Consider the following 17,257-nt stretch of genomic DNA (forward strand, 5'->3'; position numbering starts at 1 on the left):
GCCGCTGGTGGCGGCGCTGTCGGACGGCAACCTCGACGTGCGCAAGGCCGCCGTGGGGGGGCGGGGGCCCGGGGCGGGGGGGCCGGCCCGGGGCGCCCCCCACCACGTCTGTTCAGTGGGTCTGTCAGAGGTCACCGACGAGCAGGCCGCGGCGCAGGTGCGCGTACTCCTCGAAGGAGATGCGGCCGTCGCCGTCGGCGTCGGCCCGCTGGAAGGCGGCCGAGAGCCCGTCGTCGCGGTTCCACAAGGTACGGAACTCCGCGGCGGTGAGCTCCCCGTCGCCGTCGTGGTCGGCCAGGTCGAAGGTGGCGCGGAACATGGGGTTCAGCACGCCGTCGAGCGCGCCCGTGCGCACCAGTGCCTGGAAGGACTCGACGTACTCCTCCCTGCTGATCCGGCCGTCGTGGTCGGCGTCGAGGGCGTGGACGTGGACGTCCCAGGTCTCGAGGAACGCCTCAACGACCTTCTTCCCCTCCGGGGTGTCCGGCCGCCCGCCGGCCCGCCGGACGCGGTGGTGGGCCAGCGCGATGTAGTCGTCCTTGGTCAGGAAGCCGTCGCCGTCGGCGTCGAGGTCGTCGAAGTTGCGTTCCGCGCTGCCGCGCAGGAGCACCGGATCCATCCAAGCCTCCGTTGTCACGGATCGTCATGGTCTCGCGACTCACGGTAACGCGCGGATCGGTGCCGGCCAAGGCCCGGTCCCGCTTCGCGCGACCGGGCCCCGGTTCGGGTCCGCTCAGGCCAGCGCCTCCTCCAGCGGCGACCACTCCAGGCCGTGCGCCTCGGCCACCGGCCGGCTGGTCAGGCGTCCCTCGTGGGTGCTCACGCCCGCGGCCAGGGCGGCGTCCGTGCGGACCGCCTCGCGCCACCCCTTGCCCGCGACGGCCAGCGCGTACGGCAGCGTCACGTTGGTCAGCGCGAACGTCGAGGTGTGCGGCACCGCCCCCGGCATGTTGGCCACGCAGTAGAAGACCGACTCGTGCACCCGGTACGTCGGCTCGGCGTGCGTGGTCGGCCGTGAGCCCTCGAAGCAGCCGCCCTGGTCGATCGAGATGTCCACCAGCACCGAGCCCGGCTTCATCCGGCTCACCAGGTCGTCGGTGACCAGCGTGGGCGCCTTGGCCCCCGGCACCAGCACCGCGCCGATGACCAGATCGGCCTCCAGCACGGCCTTCTCGACCTCCAGGGTGTTCGACGCGACCGTCTGGCAGTGGCCCTGGTAGATCATGTCCGCCTGGCGGAGCTTGTCGATGTTGCGGTCGAGGAGCAGCACCTCGGCCTGCATGCCGAGCGCGATGGCGGCGGCGTTCATGCCGGACACCCCGGCGCCGATCACCACGACGTTCGCCGCCCGCACGCCGGACACGCCGCCCATGAGCACGCCCCTGCCGCCCTGCGAGCGCATCAGGTGGTACGCGCCGACCTGCGGCGCCAGCCGTCCGGCCACCTCCGACATCGGGGCGAGCAGGGGCAGCGAGCCGTCCCTGTTCTGCACGGTCTCGTAGGCGATGGACGTGACGCCCGAGTCGAGCAGGGCCCTGGTCAGGGGGCCCGAGGCGGCCAGGTGGAGATAGGTGAACAGGATCTGGCCCTTGCGCATCCGGTGGTACTCCTCGGCCACCGGTTCCTTGACCTTCATGATCAGGTCGCACGTGGCCCACACCTCGTCGGCGTGCGGCGCGATGACGGCGCCCGCCGCGGCGTAGTCCTCGTCCGGGATGGCCGAGCCGAGGCCCGCCTGCCGCTCGACGTGGACCTGGTGCCCGTGGCGTACCAGTTCGTGGACGCCCGCCGGGGTGAGTGCGACGCGGTACTCGCTGTTCTTGACCTCGCGGGGAACTCCGACCTTCATGGGGTCATCCCTCGTTCGCGTGGAAAGTTGCCGACAACCTGCGTTCTCATTTCCATTTTTCCTCCGATCTCACGGATAGGTGAGGATTTTTCGGCTGATTACCCCGCTGCTGCCCGTCCTCGATAAGCTCACCGAGCCCGAACGTCAGGATGGGGTCGTCAACGATGGACAGACCGGTAGAGGCGCCTCCCGCGGAGCCGGAGGAGCCGGAGGAGCCGAAGGCCAGCCGCCTCACCACCATCGTGCTGACCGTCTCGCTGGTGCTCGTCGTCGTCGTGGCGGGCGTGCTCGGCACGGTCGCCGTCCTGATGACCAGGAGCCCCGACAGCCCGCTGCTCGGCGGCGCGCCGCCGCAGCGCCTGGCCACGCCCATCCACTTCGCGCCGGTCAAGGAGACCAAGACCGCGCCCTGTCCGGGCGACCCGGCCGTGCTCGACGAGCAGCAGACCACCTGTTACCTCCTGGAGGACGGCGTCACGGTCGGCGCCGTGCAGCGGATCGAGGCCGTTCGGGGGACCGACAACTCCTACTCGGTGCGCGTCGCGGTCGCGCCCGTCTTCAAGGACCGGCTGGTGCGGCTCATCGACGAGCTCCAGTCCACGCAGCGGCAGGTCGCGATCGTGCTGGCGCCCGAGGGCGAGCAGACGCCGAAGACGGTCCTGGCCGCGCCGGTCGTCACGCAGAGCATGGACGGCGACAGCCTGAGCATCGCGGGCTTCACCAAGGAGGAGGCCGACGCGCTGGTGGTCCGGATGCTCGGCACGCCGCCGTCCCAGCCGTCCCAGCCGGATCCGTCGCAGCCCGCGCAGCCGCAGTCGTCCCAGCCGGGCACCGACCAGCAGCCGACGAACCAGCAGCCGACGAACCAGCAGCCCACCGACCAGCAGCCCGCGGACACCGGCCAGGGCACCGCGACCACCGGCACGACCGCCCCCGCGGGCGTCGCCCGCGTCCCCGACAAGCGGTACGCGAGCTGCAAGGAGGCCCAGGCCGCCGGCGACGGCCCCTACACGCGCGGACGGCATGAGGAGTACTCCTGGTATCCCGACCTCGACCAGAACGGCGTGGCCTGCAACAGCGCTGACATCCGCTAACCGAACAGGGCCCGGAGGGCGTCGATGCCGAAGTAGGCCAGGAAGACCAGCGAGACGGCCCACAACAACCACGGGATCTCCGCGAACCGGCCCCGGGCCGCCTTGATCAGCGTGTAGGAGATCACCCCGGCCCCCACCCCGTTCGTGATCGAGTACGTGAACGGCATCAGCGCGATCGTCAGGAACGCCGGCACGGCCAGCTCGATGTCGGTCCAGGGCACGTTCTTGGACTGCGTCATCATCAGCGCCCCGACCAGCACCAGCGCGGGCGCCGCCGCGGCCGCCGGCACCACCGCGGCGATCGGCGTGAACAGCAGCGTCAGCCCGAGCAGCGCCCCGGTCACGACGCTGGCCAGACCGGTGCGCGCGCCCTCGCCCACACCGGCGGCCGACTCGACGAAGACGGTGTTGGCCGAGGCGCTGACCGAACCGCCGATCATGCCCGCGACGCCGTCGACGGTCAGGATGCGGCCCAGCCGCGGCACCCGTCCCAGCTGGTCCACGAGCCCGGCCTCGTCGCTGACGCCGATGATCGTGCCCATCGCGTCGAAGAAGCCCGACAGCACCAGCGTGAACAGCACCACGGTCGCGGTCAGCGCGCCCGCCCTGGCGAACCCGCCGAACAGGTCGAACTGCCACACCAGCCCGAAACTCGGCGCCGCGACCAGGGACTCGGGCATGTGCGGCACGACCACCCCCCACTCCTTGGGCGGGACCGGCACCAGCGAGTTGACCAGGACGGCCAGGACCGCGGTGACCGCGATGCTGATGAGGATGGCGGCCGGGGTCCTGCGCACGTACAGGACGATCATCAGCAGCAGGCCGAAGCAGAAGAGCGTGACCGGCCAGCCCGTGAGGTGGCCGGTCGCGCCGAGCTGCACGGGGGTGCCGGTGCCCCGGGCGACGAAACCCGCGTCCACCAGGCCGATCAGGGCGATGAACAGGCCGATCCCGACGCTGATCGCGTGCTTGAGCGCCAGCGGGATCGCGTTCATGATCAGGGTGCGCAGGCCGGTGACGGCCAGGACGATGATGACCGCGCCCTCCAGCACGACCAGGCCCATCGCCTGCGGCCAGGTCATGTGCGGCGCGGCCTGGTAGGCGACCACCGCGTTCAGCCCGAGCCCGGCGGCCAGCGCGAACGGCGCGTTGCCGACGAACGCCATGAGCAGGGTCGAGAGCGCGGCCGCCAGCGCGGTCGAGGTGGTCAGCTCGGCGATGGACAGCCTGGCCCCGGTGACGTCCTGCGCGCCGGCCAGGATGATCGGGTTGAGCAGGATGATGTAGGCCATCGCCATGAACGTGGTCAGGCCGCCGCGGACCTCGCGTCCGACGGTCGTCCCCCGCCCGGTCAGCTCGAAGAGTCTGTCGAGCACCACACGTCCCCCTCGTCATGACCGAGGGGAGTGCGGGTCACCTACCCGGCGGGGGACATGATCACGCCTTCTCGTGCCGCCCGTGGCCGACCAGGCCGACGAACTCCTCCAGGCCGATCCGGCCGTCGCCGTCGGTGTCGGCGGCCTTGATGAACGCCTCGATCTCCTCCTCGGAGGCGCCGTGCACCCCCAGCGCCTCGTTGGCCTGCCTGATCTCGGCCGCGGTCAGCAGACCGTCGCCGTCGGTGTCGAAGCGACTGAACTCCGCCTCGGCGGCTTCACGACCGCTCGCCATCGGATACCTCCCCGTGATTGGACAAGGCGATATCTTCCGGCCTGATCGGAACGCGAGTCAACCGGAGCCCGGTCGCGGCGCGTACGGCGGCGGCGACGGCCGGGGTGGCGGAGAGCGTGGGCGGCTCGCCCGCGCCGCGGAGGCCGTACGGCGCGGACGGGTCCGGATTTTCCAGGATCTTCAGCTGCATGGGCGGCATGTCGAGCATGGTGGGGATCAGGTAGTCGGTGAACGACGGGTTCAGCACGCGGCCGTCGCGTACCTGGATCTCCTCCATGAGCGCCAGCCCGAGGCCCTGGGCCGTGCCGCCGTGGATCTGGCCCTCCAGCGCCTGCGGGTTCATGATCTTGCCCACGTCCTGCACCGCGGCCAGCTCCACCACCTTGACCAGCCCCAGCTCGACGTCCACGTCCACCACCGCGCGGTGCACGCACAGCGCGAGCTGCGTGTGCGAGTCGCCCTGGCCGGTCACCGGGTCCATCGGCTTCGTGGGCCGGTGCCGGTATTCGCGGGTCTCCTCGATCGGCCCGAACCTGGCCAGCGCCTCCCGCGGCGGCAGCCCCTCGAACCGCTCGCGCACCGCCTCGCAGGCCGCCTTGACCGCGCCGCCCGTCACGTAGGACTGCCGCGAGGCCGACGACGAGCCCGCCGAGCCCACGGCGGTGTCGGCGGTCGCCACGGTCACCTCCTCGATGCCCAGCTCGGTGCGCGCGATCTGGGCCTGGACCGTGACCAGGCCCTGGCCCACCTCGGCGGCGGCGGTGTGCACGGTGACCCGCGGCTCGCCGCCGACCAGCTCGGCCCGCACCCGGGCGGTGGAGTAGTCGTCGTAGCCCTCGGAGAAACAGATGTTCTTGATGCCGACGCCGTAGCCGATCCCGCGCCGCACCGACTCGCCGTGCGTGGTCTGGGAGACGCCGCCCGGCAGCACGCGCAGGTCCGCCCCCGTACGCGGGGCGGGCAGCGGCATGGCCTCCAGCTCGCGCAACATGCCGGCCAGCGGCGCGGGGGAGTCGATCACCTGGCCGGTCGCCAGCGCCGAGCCCTGGGAGACGGCGTTGCGCGCCCTGATCTCGACCGGCGACAGGCCGCACGCCTCGGCCAGCCGGTCCATCTGCGACTCGTAGGCGTAACACGCCTGCACCGCGCCGAACCCGCGCATCGCCCCGCACGGCGGGTTGTTGGTGTAGACGCCCGCGGCGTCGATCCACACGTTCGGCACCTCGTACGGCCCGGCCCCCAGCGAGGCGGCGTTGCCGACCACGGCGGGGGAGGAGGAGCAGTACGCGCCGCCGTCCAGCAGGATGTCGGCCTTGACGTAGACGAGCCTGCCGTCGCGCGTCGCGCCGTGCTCGTAGCGCATCCGGGCCGGATGGCGGTGCACGTGGCCGAAGAACGACTCCTCACGGCCGTAGACGATCTTGACGGGGCGGTTCAGGCGCAGGGCCAGCATGCACGCGTGCACCTGCATCGACAGGTCCTCGCGGGCGCCGAACGCGCCGCCGACGCCCGACAGCGTCAGCCGTACCTTCTCCGGCGGCAGGCCCAGGCAGGGGGCGAGCTGGTCGCGGTCCACGTGCAGCCATTGGGTGGCGATGTACAGGTCCACGCCGCCGTCCTCGGCCGGGACCGCGAGGCCCGACTCCGGTCCGAGGAACGCCTGGTCCTGCATGCCGACCTCGTACTCGCCGGTGACGACGACCTCCGCCTCGAACGTGTCGCCCTTGCGCACCGGCTGGCGCCTGACGTACTCGCGCGACTCGCGCGGATCGGTCACCGCCGGGCGCGGCTCGTAGCCCACCACAATGGCCCGCGCGGCCCTGCGCGCGGTCTCCGGATGGTCGGCGGCCACCAGCGCCACCGGCTCGCCCTGGTGGCGGACCTGGTCGATGGCCAGCACGGGCTGGTCCTTGTGGTCGAGGCCGTAGAACTTCTCGCCGGGCACGTCCTCGTGCGTCAGGACGGCCAGCACGCCCGGCATCTGCAGCGCCGGGCCCACGTCGATCGACCGGATCCAGGCCGACGGGTGCGGGCTGCGCAGCGTCACGCCCCACACCATGCCGTCCAGCCACAGGTCGGAGGCGTAGGCGAACTCGCCGGTCACCTTCAGCGTCGCGTCCGGCCGCCGCGCGCTCGTGCCGACCCCCTCGGACCCGCCGACGCCTTCGGACCTGGTGGAGTGGACCGTCTCCGTCATCCTCCGAGTAGAGCACCGGCCCGGCCCGGCCTCCTATGCCCGTGACGTGAAATCCCGGTCATCGCTTGACAGAGCGGGCTTGTATATTCCTCCAAGTGCGCATCAGTGACCTGCTGGCGATCGACGAGCTGGGTCTCAGGCTGCTGGCCGGCGACCCGGAGCGCGAGTTCGGCACGGTCCACATCACCGACCTGCCCGAGCCGGGGCGCTACCTGTCCGGCGGCGAGCTGGTGCTGACCGGGCTGATGTGGCGCCACACCGCCGCCGACTCCGCCCGTTTCGTCACCGCCCTGGTCGAGGGCGGGGTGTCCGCCCTCGGCGCGGGCGCGGCCCGCCTCGGGCACGTGCCCGCCGACCTGGTCTCGGCCTGCGAGCAGGCCGGGCTGCCGCTGGTCGAGGTGCCGGTCGAGGTCTCCTTCCGCACGCTGGCCGAGCTGGTCGCGCCCCGGCTGTCCGGCGACGTGCGCGACGCGCTCGGGCGTCACCGCAGGCTCGTGGCGGCCCTGGCCGAGGGCGCCGACCTGCGCGGGCTGTTCGAGCTGACCGCCGCCGAGCTGGGCGTCACGGGCGCCGTCCTGTCCGCGTCCGGTGAGGTGATCGTCGGTACCGCCGCCGATCCGGCGGAGCTGGCCAGGGCGTACCTGACCGCGCCCCGGCTGCCCGCCCTGGCCGGTGGCGTGACGCTCTTCGCCGTCGGACGCGGCCACCGGGCGGCCGGCTGGGTCCTGGCCTGCGACGGCGACCTGCTGGGCCGCGCCGACCTCGGCTACGAGCTGGCCGCCTGCGTGGCACTCGAACGCGGCCGCCTGGAGGAGGGCCGCCGGGTCGAGCGCCGCCTGGCCGGGCAGCTCGTGGCGGCCGCCCTGGCCGAGTCCGACGTGGCCGAGCTCAACGCCCGGCTGCGCACGTGCGGCATCGGCGCGGACGAGCCGTACGCGGTGGTCAGCGCCACCGCCCCGCGCCCCGGTGCCGCCGGCGGACCCGATCCGGGCTCGACGACCCTTCCCGGCCCGGCCCCCGCCGCCCCCGCCGTCCTCGGCGGCCGGATCCTGGAGGAACTGCTCGCCCGCGAGGTCGTCGCCGCCCCCGTCCCCGCCGAACCACCTCAGGGAAGCGGTGGCGGTGGGGCGGTGGCGGTGGTCGCGTTGCGGGGGAGGAGCGCCGGGGAGCTGGCCGCCCGGTTGCGGGCCGGGGCCGCCGTGCTGGCCGCGCTGCCCGGGGTCCGCCTGAGCGTCGGCCTGAGCGGCGCGCTGACCGGCGCCGCCGCGCTCAAGGGCGGCGTGGAGGAGGCCGGGCACGCCAGGCGGCTGGCCGAGGCGCGCGACGGCGGCGTGGTCACCAGCGACGAGATCTACACCCACGCGCTGCTCCTGGCCACCGTGCCGGGCGACGTGCGCCGCTCCTTCGCCGACCGGCTGCTGTCCCCGCTGCTCGCCTACGACCGCCGCCACCAGTCGGGCCTCGTGCGCACGCTCGACGTCTTCCTCGACTGCTCGGGCTCGTGGAACGCCTGCGCCGAACGGCTCCACGTGCACGTCAACACGGTCCGCTACCGCGTCCGCAGGATCGAGGAGCTGACCGGCAGAGACCTGTCGGCGATGTCCGACCGCGTCGACTTCTTCCTCGCCCTCCGCGACACCGACCCACCCGGCTGACGTCACCTCTCCTGGTCCGCCGCGCCGGCCGCCCGCTCCTCGGCGACGCGCTCCAGCCAGGACGCGCTGTCCAGGGCCAGCGCCAGGGACTCCGCCTCGGCCAGGCGTTCCGCCGCCACCGTCCGCCGCCCCAGCAGCCGGCTGGCCCGGGCGAGCTGGATCAGGCACTGCACCTGCAGAAGCTTCGTGCCGCCCGCCACAGCGAGGTCGAGCGCCCGTCCGAGCTGGGCGAGCCCGGCCTCCAGGTCACCGCGGTCGAGCTGGAGGCCGCCGAGTGCGTGACGCATGTGCCCCTCCAGTGAGGCGTCGCCGGCCCGCCCGGCCATCGCGGCCGCCTCCTCCAGCGCGAGCACCGCCTCCTCCGGACGGCCCATGTGCCGGTAGGCGTTGCCGATCTGCAGGAGGGCGTACCGCTCGCCGACCTCCGAGGCGATCTCCCGGGCGATCTCGCGCTGGGCCAGCCCGTGTTCGAGGGCCCGGTCGTACCTCTGGGCCTTCGCGTACGTGGCGGCCAGGCTGCCGTGGGCCCGCTGCTCGTTGAAGCGGTCCCGCAAGCGTCTGGCCAGGGTCAGGTGCCGGTCGAGGTGCTCCAGCGCGGCGGTGAGGTCGCCCTTGAAGTACTCGCCGGCTCCGGCCTGGCTGTGGGCGTGCATGGCGGTCTCGTCGTCGGCGAGGCGTGCGGCCACCGACAGCGCCTGGTTGCCGACGGAGATCAGATCGGCCACGCGGTAGGCCTTCTGCTGGGGCCACAACATGGCCAGGCCGATGGCGGCACCCGTACGGGCGATGTCGTCGTCCGGATCTGCCATGGCCTGGGCCGCGGCGGCCAGCAAGGTGGACTCCTCCTGCTCGATCCAGGCGTTCGCCTCACCGGCGTCCTGGAAGGTGCGGCCGGGACCGGCCACCGGCAGGTGCACCGAGTGGACCCGTCTGGGGTCCCCGATACGGCAGGCCGACCGCAGGCCGGCGGCGTAATAGTGGAAGATCCGCAGCAGCGGCGCCTTGCGTCCCTCAGCGGGAGCCAGCTCGCCGGCGAAGACCCGTACGAGGTCGTGCAGTTGGTAGCGGCCGCGCGCGTCCCGTTCGAGCAGGTTCGCGTCGCCGAGGCGGTCCAGCGCCTGCCCGGCCTCGCGCTCTGTGACGCCGGCCAGCCTCGCGGCCGCGTCCGCCGGGAGGTCGGGCAGGTGCACGAGCCCGAGCACGGCCAGCATGCGCGCGGCCGCCCGGTCGAGGGCGCGGTCGCTGCGCGTGAGATGGTTCCAGCTCGTCACCAGCCCGGACCGGACCGCGAGATCGCCCGCCTCCAGCTCCTGCAGCCTGGTCCGGGCGTCGGCGAGCCTGCCGGCCAGCTCGCCGACGCTCCAGTCCGGGCTGTCGGAAAGGCGCGCTCCGGCGATGCGCAGCGCCAGCGGCAGCCCGTCGCACAGGCGGATCAGCAGCGCAGTACCGGTGGGGTCGGCGCCGACCCGGCCCTCCCCGGCCAGCCCGGCCAGCATCGTTCTCGCCTCGGCGGACGAGAGCCGGCCCAGACGGAGCCGGGCGAGATCGTCCCCCGCCTGCAACGAGTCCCTGCTGGTCACGAGGACGGAGACGCCGGCCGGCGCCGGCAGCAGCCAGCGGACCTGCTCCAGGTCGGCGGCGTCGTCCAGGAGCACGAGGAGCCTCTTGGACGCGGCCCTGGCCTGCCACAGGGCCACCGCCTCCGCCAGGCCGGGCGGTACTTCCTCGTTGCGTGTGCCGATCGCGCGCAGTAGCCGGGCGACGATCTCCTGCGGGGTCAGCCGTGGCACGTTCGGAGTCCCGCCGCGGAGGTTGACGAACACCTGCCCGTCCGGGAAGCGGTGCCGTACGCCGTGCGCGACGTGCACGGCCAGCGCGGACTTGCCGGAGCCGGGCGCTCCCGAGATCACGGCCGGCGGCTGCGGCGGATCGACGTCACCGGGCGCGAGCAGGGCCCGCAGCCGGGCGATCTCGTGGGGCCTGCCGACGAAGCCGCTGAGGTCGCGCGGCAACTGCCTGGGGACCGGCCCCTCTGCCCACGCGCGTTCGGCTCCTGCGCTCACCAGCGCGTACGCCTTCCGCAGCTCCTCGCCGGGCCCGACACCGAGCTCGTCGGCCAGGATCCGCTGCGCCTCCTCATAGGCGCGCCGCGCCTCTTGCCGCCGCCCGCACGCGTCGAGCGCCAGCACGAGCAGCTCGTACGGATGCTCGCGCAGCGGATGCCGGCCGACCAGGGCCCTCAGCTCGGGGATGGCCTCGTCCGCGGCGCCGAGCCGGATCCGGGCCGCGGCCCGCCCTTCGACGGCGGTCACGTACAGCTCCTCCAGCCGGGCCCGCTCGGTCTCGGCGAACGGCCCCGGCACGTCGCCGAGCGCCGCCCCCCGCCACAGCCCCAGCGCCCGGTCGTAGGCGCGCAACGCCTCGGCCTGGGCGCCGGCCCCGGCCGATCTGCGGGCCGCCTCCGCCAGCCGGGCGAAGGCGATCGCGTCCACCCGGTCCGGCTCGATGAGTAACCGGTAGCCGCCCGCGGCACCCACGAGCAGGGCCGGCCGCGCGCCGGGGCCCCGGGCCGGTTCGATCGCGCGCCTGAGCCCCGCGATGTAGGTGTAGACGCTCTGCCGGGCGCTCTTCGGCGGCCGCTCGCCCCACAGCCCCTCGATGAGCTGGTCCTTGGTGACCACCCGGCCGGGGGAGGCCGCGAGCATCACCAGCACGGCCCGCTGCCGAGGCGGTCCCGGATCGACCTGCTCGCCGTCGAGCACGCACGAGACGGGCCCGAGCAGACGCAGACCGAGCTCCGGCGCGCTCACGAGCCGCCCGCCGCGATCCTCATCGCCGCCCGCACGGCGGCCTGCTCCTTCTCGGCCCGCTTCTCCCACAGGACGTAACCGAACTCCTTCGTCAGCCGCAGGGCCTGGTCGGCGTAGGACCCGGCGTCGTCGAGCCGGCCGAGGTGGCGGGAGGCCCGTGACATCGAGATGAAGGTGTCCACCTTGAACCGGTGGCCCATCGAGACGAGCACCGACAACGTGGCCCGTAGGTGCTCCAGGGCGAGTTCGGGTTCACCCAGCTCGATCAGGACCTCGCCGAGCACGAGGCGGGCCAGCGCCTGCTGGGTCTCGTCGCCCGCCTCGACGGCCAGCTCAAGGGCCTCGCGCAGCGGCTCGTACGCCTCCCGGGGCCGTCCCAGGCCGAGCCGGCCCCTGCCCGTCATGAGGAGGGCGAACCGGATCCCGACCTGGACCCCGGCCTTCCGCGCCACGGCGAGCTGGCGCTCGGCGTAGGCCAGCGCCGGCTCGAACCGCTGTCGGGAGATGTAGAGGTTCGCGAGATTGCCGAGCGCGCGCAGCTCGCCGAAGGAGTCGCCGATCCGCACCGCGATCTCCAGCGCCGCCTCCAGGTGAGGCCCCGCCTGTTCCAGCCGGCCCGTCAGACGCAGACCGTTGGCGATCTGGTCGTGCGCGGCGAGCGCCCCCCTCCCATCGCCGAGCCGCTCGCACACTCCGAGGGCCAGGGTGTTGAGGTCGACCATCTCCTGGCCGGCATGCTCCCGCTGCTGCTGCCAGATGAGCGCGAAGGCCAGCGTCACGCCCAGCTCGGCGAGGTCGTCGTCCGGCGAATTCAGGGCCTGGACGGCCGCGCCGTTCAGGGCCTGCCGCTCCTCCTGCAGCCAGTCCCGGGCCTGTACGGCGTCGGCGAACCGGCGCGCGGGCCCCTCGACGTGCCGGGCGAGCTGCACCCGGTGCGGGTCGACGGTGACGCTCGCCGACCGCGCCGACGCGGCCAGGTAGGCCAGTGCCCGCGTCAGCGGGCCCTTCGAGTCCGCGGGACGCAGTTCGCCGGCGAAGAGCCTGACGAGGTCGTGCACCTGGTAGCGCCCGCCGCCGGCCAGGTCGAGCAGGTGGGCGTCGGCCAGCCGGTGCAGGGCCCGCTCCGCCTCGTTCGTGGAGGTGCCGAGCAGCATGGCCATCAGGTCGGCCGTCATGTCGGGCACGTGCAGCAGCCCCACGAGCGGCAGGGTCCGCGCGGCCAGCCGGTCGAGCGGGCGGGAGCCGGTGGCCAGGCCGTGGTGGCTGCCCGCGAGGCTGGAGCGCACGGCCAGGTCTCCGGCGGCCAGCTCGTGCAGCCGCCCGCGCTCGTCGATGAGCCGGTCGGCGAGCGCACCCACGCTCCACTCGGGATGGTCGGCCAGGCGCGCGCCGGCGATCCGCAGCGCGAGCGGCAGACCCTCGCACAGGCCCACCAGGGTGGCGGTCTGCTCGGCGTCGGCCCCCACCCGCTGGGCGCCGGCCAGCCTGGTCAGCATGGCCGCGGCGTCGGAGGAGGACAGGCGGCGGAGCCGGAGCTGCACGCAGTCGTCCCCGGCGCTGAAGGACTCCCTGCTGGTCACGAGCACGGTGACACCCAGCGGCGTGCCCAGGAACGGCCTGATCTGCGCCAGACCGGCCGCGTTGTCCAGGAACACCAGCAGCCTCCTGCCGTGCAGCCTGCTGCGCCACATCGCCGCCGCCTCGTCCAGGTCGGCGGGGATGTCGCTGTTCGACACGCCGATGCCGCGCAGCAGCCGCCCGGCGATCTCGTGGGGCGGCAGCGGGGAGACGCCCGGCGTGCCGCCGCGCAGGCCGACGGCGAGCTGGCCGTCGGCGAACCGCTCCTCGACCAGGTGCGCCACGTGGACGGCCAGCGCCGACTTGCCCACACCGGGTGGCCCCGAGATCACCACGAACGGGTGCGGCGGGCCGTTCTCCGGCGCCAGCAAGGACCTCAGCCAAGCCGCCTCCCCGGATCTGCCGACGAACCCGGTGAGATCGCGTGGCAATTGCCGGGGGACGACGGGACGGGCCGGCTCGACCTCGTCCGCGCCGCCGGACAGGACCTGCTTGTGGGCCGCGCGAAGGCCTTCGCCGGGCAGGACGCCGAGCTCCTCGTCCAGGATCCGCCTGGCGTCCTCGAACGCCTGCAGCGCCTCCGCCTGGCGGCCGTCGCCGTGCAGGGCCAGGACGAGCAGTTCGTGCAGGCGCTCGCGCAGCGGGTGGCGGCCGGCCAGCTCCCGCAGCGGGGCCACGGTCTCGCGGGCGCGGCCGAGCCGGACGAGGATCTCCGCGCGGGCCTCGGAGGCGGTGAGGAACAGCTCGTCCAGGCGGTTGCGCTCGGTCTCGGCGAACGGGCCCGTCAGGCCGCTCAGCGCCACCCCGTGCCACAGGGCCAGCGCCCGGTCGAGCAGGCGCAGCGCGTCGCCGTCGCCTTCGGGCCGGTGGGCGCCGGCCGCCTCCACCAGCTCGGCGAAGACGCAGGAGTCCACCCGGGCCGGATCGAGCAGCAGCCGGTACCCGCCCGCCTCGCCGATCAGCACCGTGGACCGCTGGCCGGGTCTGCGGCCGGGGTCGAGCGCGCGCCGCAGCCCGGCAACGTACGTGTAGAGGCTCTGCTCGGCGCTGGGGGGCGCGCCCTCCCCCCACAGCCCCTCCACGAGCTGCCCCATGGTCACGACGCGGTTCGGGGGAGAGGCCAGCATCGCGATGACCGCCCGCTGCCGCGCGGCCCCCAGGTCGATCTCCGCACCGCCGAGCACTCCGGTCACCGGGCCGAGCAGGCGGATGCCGATGCCGTCGATCATGCGAGCCTCGCGCGGGCCTCGTGCACGGCGGCCTGCTCTTCCCTGGCCTCCGTCTCCCACTCCGCCAGCCCGTCCGCGCCGGCCACCGCCTCGGTGACGTGGGCGAGCGCCAGGTCGAGCTTGCCCATGGCCCGGTACGTACGAGACAGCCCGACCAGGTCGCGCAGCCGTCCCACCCGGTAACCGGCCCGCTCGATCAGCTCCAGGGCGATGAGGTAGTGGGGCAGGGCGTGTTCCGGCTCGCCCAGATCCAGGTGCACCCGGCCGAGGACCGCGCGCAGCTGCGCCTGGTGCGTCTTGTCGCCCGCCTGTTCGGCCTCGGTCAGGGCCAGGGCCAGGATCTTGCGGGCCTCCTGCGCCCGGCCGAGGGCCTGGTGGGCCTCGCCGATGATGAGCATGGCGTACCGGGCGCCGACCCGGGCGCCGATCAGGTCGGCGATCGCGAGCTGCTGTTCGGCGAAGACGATCGCCTGCTCGTACTGGTCGCCGTTGAAGTACGCGTTGGCGAGGTTGCCCAGCGCGCGCTGCTCGGAGAAGGTGTCGCCGAGCCGCCTGGCGATGGCCAGCTCGGCGCGCAGGTGCTCGACGGCCTCCTCGATCCGTCCCCGCATGCGCAGGGCGTTGGCGAGCAGGCCCTGGGCGTGCATGGTGTTCTCCACGTCGCCGAGCCGTTCGCACACTTTCAGGGCCATCGAGCTGAGCTCGGTCATCTCCATCGTCCGGTAGCTGCGCTGGTAGGGCCATTCCAGGGCGAGCGTGAGCGCCACGCCCATCGCCGCGACGTCGTCGTCCTCGGCGGCGAGCGCCTGGCGGGCCGCGGCCGTCAGGACGCCCTCCTCCTCCAGCAGCCAGGCGGTCGCCTCCTCCCGGCCGGTCACCACGTGCGCGGCCGTCCCGGGGGCGGTGCCGCGCTGGACGCGGTGCGGGTCGATGACGCCGCTGGCCAGCCGCGTGGAGGCCGCGTAGTACGCGAGCGCGCGCAGCACCGGCTTCTTGGCGTCGCGGGGCCGCAGCTCGCCCGCGAACAGCCGGACGAGGTCGTGGAGCTGGTAGTGGCCGGTCCGGGGGCGGTCGAGCAGGTGCGCGTCGGTCAGCCGTTCAAGGGCCAGGTCGGCGTCTGCGGGGTCGGCGTCGAGCAGGGCCGCGGCGGCCTCGGCGGTGATCTCGGGCACGTGCAGGAGGCCCAGCAGGGACAGCGTGCGGGCGGCCACCCGGTCGAGGGGACGGGGGCTGCGTTCGAGCGCCGTGAAGCTGGCCGCCAGGCTGGAGCGCACGGCCAGGTCCCCGGCCACGAGCTCGTGCAGCCGCCGCCGCTCGTCGCCCAGCCGGCCGGCCATGGCGGCGATGCTCCAGTCGGGGCGGCTGGCCAGGCGGGCCCCGGCGATGCGCAGGGCCAGTGGCAGGCCCTCGCAGAGCCGTACGAGCTCGGCCGTGTCACCGGCGCCGGCCCGCACGCGCTCCTCCCCGGCCAGCCCGGCCAGCATCGCGGCCGACTCGGCGGGGGACATCCGGCCGAGTTCGAGCTGGTAGGAGTCCTCGCCCCAGGGCATGCTCTCGCGGCTGGTGACCAGCAGCGCGGTGCCGAAGGGGGTGGACAGCAGCGGGCGGATCTGCGCCAGGTCGGCGGCGTCGTCCAGCAGGACGAGGACCTTGCGGCCGTGCAGGAGGCTGCGCCACATCGCAGCCGCCTCGTCCGGGTCGGCGGGCACGGCGTCGGCCGCCACGCCCAGCCCGCGCAGGAACCGGCCCAGCACGTCGAGCGCGGTCAGCGCGGGCAGCTCCGGCGTCGCGCCGCGGCAGTTCACGAAGAGCTGACCGTCGGGGAAACGGTCCTGGACCAGGTGGGCGACCTGGGCGGCGAGCGTGGACTTCCCGACGCCCGGCGGCCCGGAGACGATCACCAGCGGGGTCGGCGGTCGCCCGCCGCCGGGGGACAGCCGCCTCTCCAGCTCGCCCAGCTCGCACGACCTGCCCACGAACCCCGCCAGGTGGCGCGGCAGCTGGTGCGGCACCCCGGCGCCCCGCCAGGGGGCGGGCCCCCCGCGCAGCACCAGATCGTGGCACGTGCGCAGCCCCTCGCCCGGCATCAGGCCAAGCTCCTCCCGGAGCAGCAGCCGGCCCTCCTCGTAGACCTCCAGCGCCTCGGCCTGGCGGCCCGACTGGTAGAGGGCCAGCATGAGCAGCTCGCGGGTGCGTTCGCGCAGCGGGTGGCGGGCGGTCAGGTCGCGCAGGTCCTCGGTGATCTCGTGGTGACGGCCCAGGTGCAGCAGGCTCTCCGAGCGCTGCTCCAGGGCCGTCAGCCGTAAGAGCTCAAGACGGGAGCGTTCCCGCTCGGCGAACGGGCCGGTCAGGCCGCTCAGCGCGGGGCCGCGCCACAGCGCCAGGGCCTCGTCCAGCAGGCGTACGGCCCGGCGGTCGTCGCCGTCGCCCCGGCACGCCCGGGCTTCGTCGAGCCGCGTGGCGAAGCAGAGCGAGTCGACCTGTGCGGGGCCGACGTGCAGGACGTATCCGGCGCCCGTGCCCGATAACAGCCGCGACGGGGCGCGCCGCCCGCGGTCGGGCTCGAAGGCGCGGCGCAGGCCGGCGACGTAGGTGTAGACGCTCTGCTCGGCGTTGCGCGGCGGCTCGTCGCCCCAAACGCCGTCGACGAGCCGGCGCATGGAGACGGGCCGGGCGGCGGCCGAGGCGAGGATGGCGAGGGTGGCCCGCTGCCGGGCCGGGCCGGGATCGAGGGGCAGGCTGCCGCGTTCGGCGTGAACGGCGCCGAGAAGGCGAATGTAGATGTCGTCGCTCACGCGTCCTCCCCGGTACGGCCCCGCGTCCCCCTCATCAAGGCAGCGTAATCAGAATCCGGTGGCGGTGAAGCGGTCCGACGACTGTAGATCGAATGTAGACGGCGGCAGGTACGCTCTGGGCCAGATGTCGGAAGAGGGGGCACATCGACGGGGTTGGGACGCCGTTGTCCCATGCGGTTGGCTTGTGCCTGAAAGGCTTGGGTGCGGTGCAAGTCTCAGAGGCGCGTCGTGCACCCCCTCTTGATGAAGTCAGCTAGCTAGCAGCAGTGCGCTTGGTCCTGGCCTGAGTAGATTGCAGACGTTTCGGCACTTGCGGCCGTACCATGGCCTCCAGCAGTCACCACCGCGATGAGCACGGTGGCTAGCGCGGACAGGGCAA

Annotated in this window: 10 protein-coding genes; 2 read left to right on the forward strand and 8 right to left on the reverse strand. The window is 73.8% G+C overall.

Translation table 11 applies throughout. The features are described 5' to 3' along the window. Positions 1–124: 124 nt before the first annotated feature. Complete coding sequence (locus ABZ444_RS04990; protein ID WP_357992824.1) at positions 125–619, reverse strand: EF-hand domain-containing protein; 495 nt, start codon at positions 617–619, stop codon at positions 125–127. Positions 620–733: 114 nt separating this feature from the next. Beyond that, on the reverse strand, positions 734–1,849 hold the full coding sequence (gene ald, locus ABZ444_RS04995) for an alanine dehydrogenase (protein WP_357992827.1): 1,116 nt from the start codon (positions 1,847–1,849) through the stop codon (positions 734–736). Positions 1,850–2,013: 164 nt separating this feature from the next. Here ald and ABZ444_RS05000 point away from each other — a divergent pair, with 164 nt between their 5' ends. Next, positions 2,014–2,943, forward strand: coding sequence for an excalibur calcium-binding domain-containing protein (locus ABZ444_RS05000; protein ID WP_357992830.1), 930 nt, complete (start codon positions 2,014–2,016; stop codon positions 2,941–2,943). Here the strand turns inward: ABZ444_RS05000 and ABZ444_RS05005 are convergent. The 3 genes from ABZ444_RS05005 to ABZ444_RS05015 form a co-directional block, all read right to left on the reverse strand. After that, positions 2,940–4,319: an NCS2 family permease gene (locus ABZ444_RS05005; RefSeq protein ID WP_357992833.1), complete on the reverse strand. Its 1,380-nt coding sequence runs from the start codon at positions 4,317–4,319 to the stop codon at positions 2,940–2,942. The two genes, ABZ444_RS05000 and ABZ444_RS05005, sit on opposite strands and share 4 nt — an antisense overlap. Positions 4,320–4,380: 61 nt before the next feature. After that, positions 4,381–4,614 (reverse strand): EF-hand domain-containing protein, encoded by a 234-nt coding sequence (locus ABZ444_RS05010; RefSeq protein WP_357700825.1) that lies wholly within the window; start codon positions 4,612–4,614, stop codon positions 4,381–4,383. Then, positions 4,598–6,811 (reverse strand): molybdopterin cofactor-binding domain-containing protein, encoded by a 2,214-nt coding sequence (locus ABZ444_RS05015; protein ID WP_357992836.1) that lies wholly within the window; start codon positions 6,809–6,811, stop codon positions 4,598–4,600. The genes ABZ444_RS05010 and ABZ444_RS05015 overlap by 17 nt, the downstream gene beginning before the upstream one ends. A 95-nt stretch (positions 6,812–6,906) precedes the next feature. On the opposite strand from ABZ444_RS05015, the gene ABZ444_RS05020 reads away from it, so the two are divergent. Beyond that, complete coding sequence (locus ABZ444_RS05020) at positions 6,907–8,466, forward strand: helix-turn-helix domain-containing protein (protein ID WP_357992839.1); 1,560 nt, start codon at positions 6,907–6,909, stop codon at positions 8,464–8,466. Positions 8,467–8,468: 2 nt separating this feature from the next. Here ABZ444_RS05020 and ABZ444_RS05025 read toward each other — a convergent pair whose 3' ends face one another. Genes ABZ444_RS05025 through ABZ444_RS05035 form a run of 3 tightly spaced genes read right to left on the reverse strand, consistent with a single transcriptional unit; the run spans position 8,469 to position 16,878 of the window. Beyond that, a complete protein-coding gene (locus tag ABZ444_RS05025) occupies positions 8,469–11,276 on the reverse strand; it encodes a BTAD domain-containing putative transcriptional regulator (RefSeq protein WP_357992842.1) in 2,808 nt (935 codons plus the stop codon). Then, positions 11,273–14,083 (reverse strand): BTAD domain-containing putative transcriptional regulator, encoded by a 2,811-nt coding sequence (locus ABZ444_RS05030; RefSeq protein ID WP_357992845.1) that lies wholly within the window; start codon positions 14,081–14,083, stop codon positions 11,273–11,275. Before ABZ444_RS05030 ends, ABZ444_RS05025 begins: the two co-directional genes overlap by 4 nt. Beyond that, positions 14,080–16,878 (reverse strand): BTAD domain-containing putative transcriptional regulator, encoded by a 2,799-nt coding sequence (locus tag ABZ444_RS05035; RefSeq protein ID WP_357992848.1) that lies wholly within the window; start codon positions 16,876–16,878, stop codon positions 14,080–14,082. Before ABZ444_RS05035 ends, ABZ444_RS05030 begins: the two co-directional genes overlap by 4 nt. Positions 16,879–17,257: the final 379 nt, after the last annotated feature.

Source organism: Nonomuraea sp. NPDC005730 (assembly GCF_040630865.1).
In the GTDB taxonomy this organism is placed as follows: Bacteria; Actinomycetota; Actinomycetes; order Streptosporangiales; family Streptosporangiaceae; genus Nonomuraea.

Bases quoted from the DNA above. Each gene is read 5' to 3' on its own strand.
- ABZ444_RS04990 (WP_357992824.1), bottom strand. From the start codon at position 619: ATGGATCCGGTGCTCCTGCGCGGCAGCGCGGAACGCAACTTCGACGAC.
- ald (WP_357992827.1), bottom strand. From the start codon at position 1,849: ATGAAGGTCGGAGTTCCCCGCGAGGTCAAGAACAGCGAGTACCGCGTC.
- ABZ444_RS05000 (WP_357992830.1), top strand. From the start codon at position 2,014: ATGGACAGACCGGTAGAGGCGCCTCCCGCGGAGCCGGAGGAGCCGGAG.
- ABZ444_RS05010 (WP_357700825.1), bottom strand. From the start codon at position 4,614: ATGGCGAGCGGTCGTGAAGCCGCCGAGGCGGAGTTCAGTCGCTTCGAC.
- ABZ444_RS05015 (WP_357992836.1), bottom strand. From the start codon at position 6,811: ATGACGGAGACGGTCCACTCCACCAGGTCCGAAGGCGTCGGCGGGTCC.
- ABZ444_RS05030 (WP_357992845.1), bottom strand. From the start codon at position 14,083: ATGATCGACGGCATCGGCATCCGCCTGCTCGGCCCGGTGACCGGAGTG.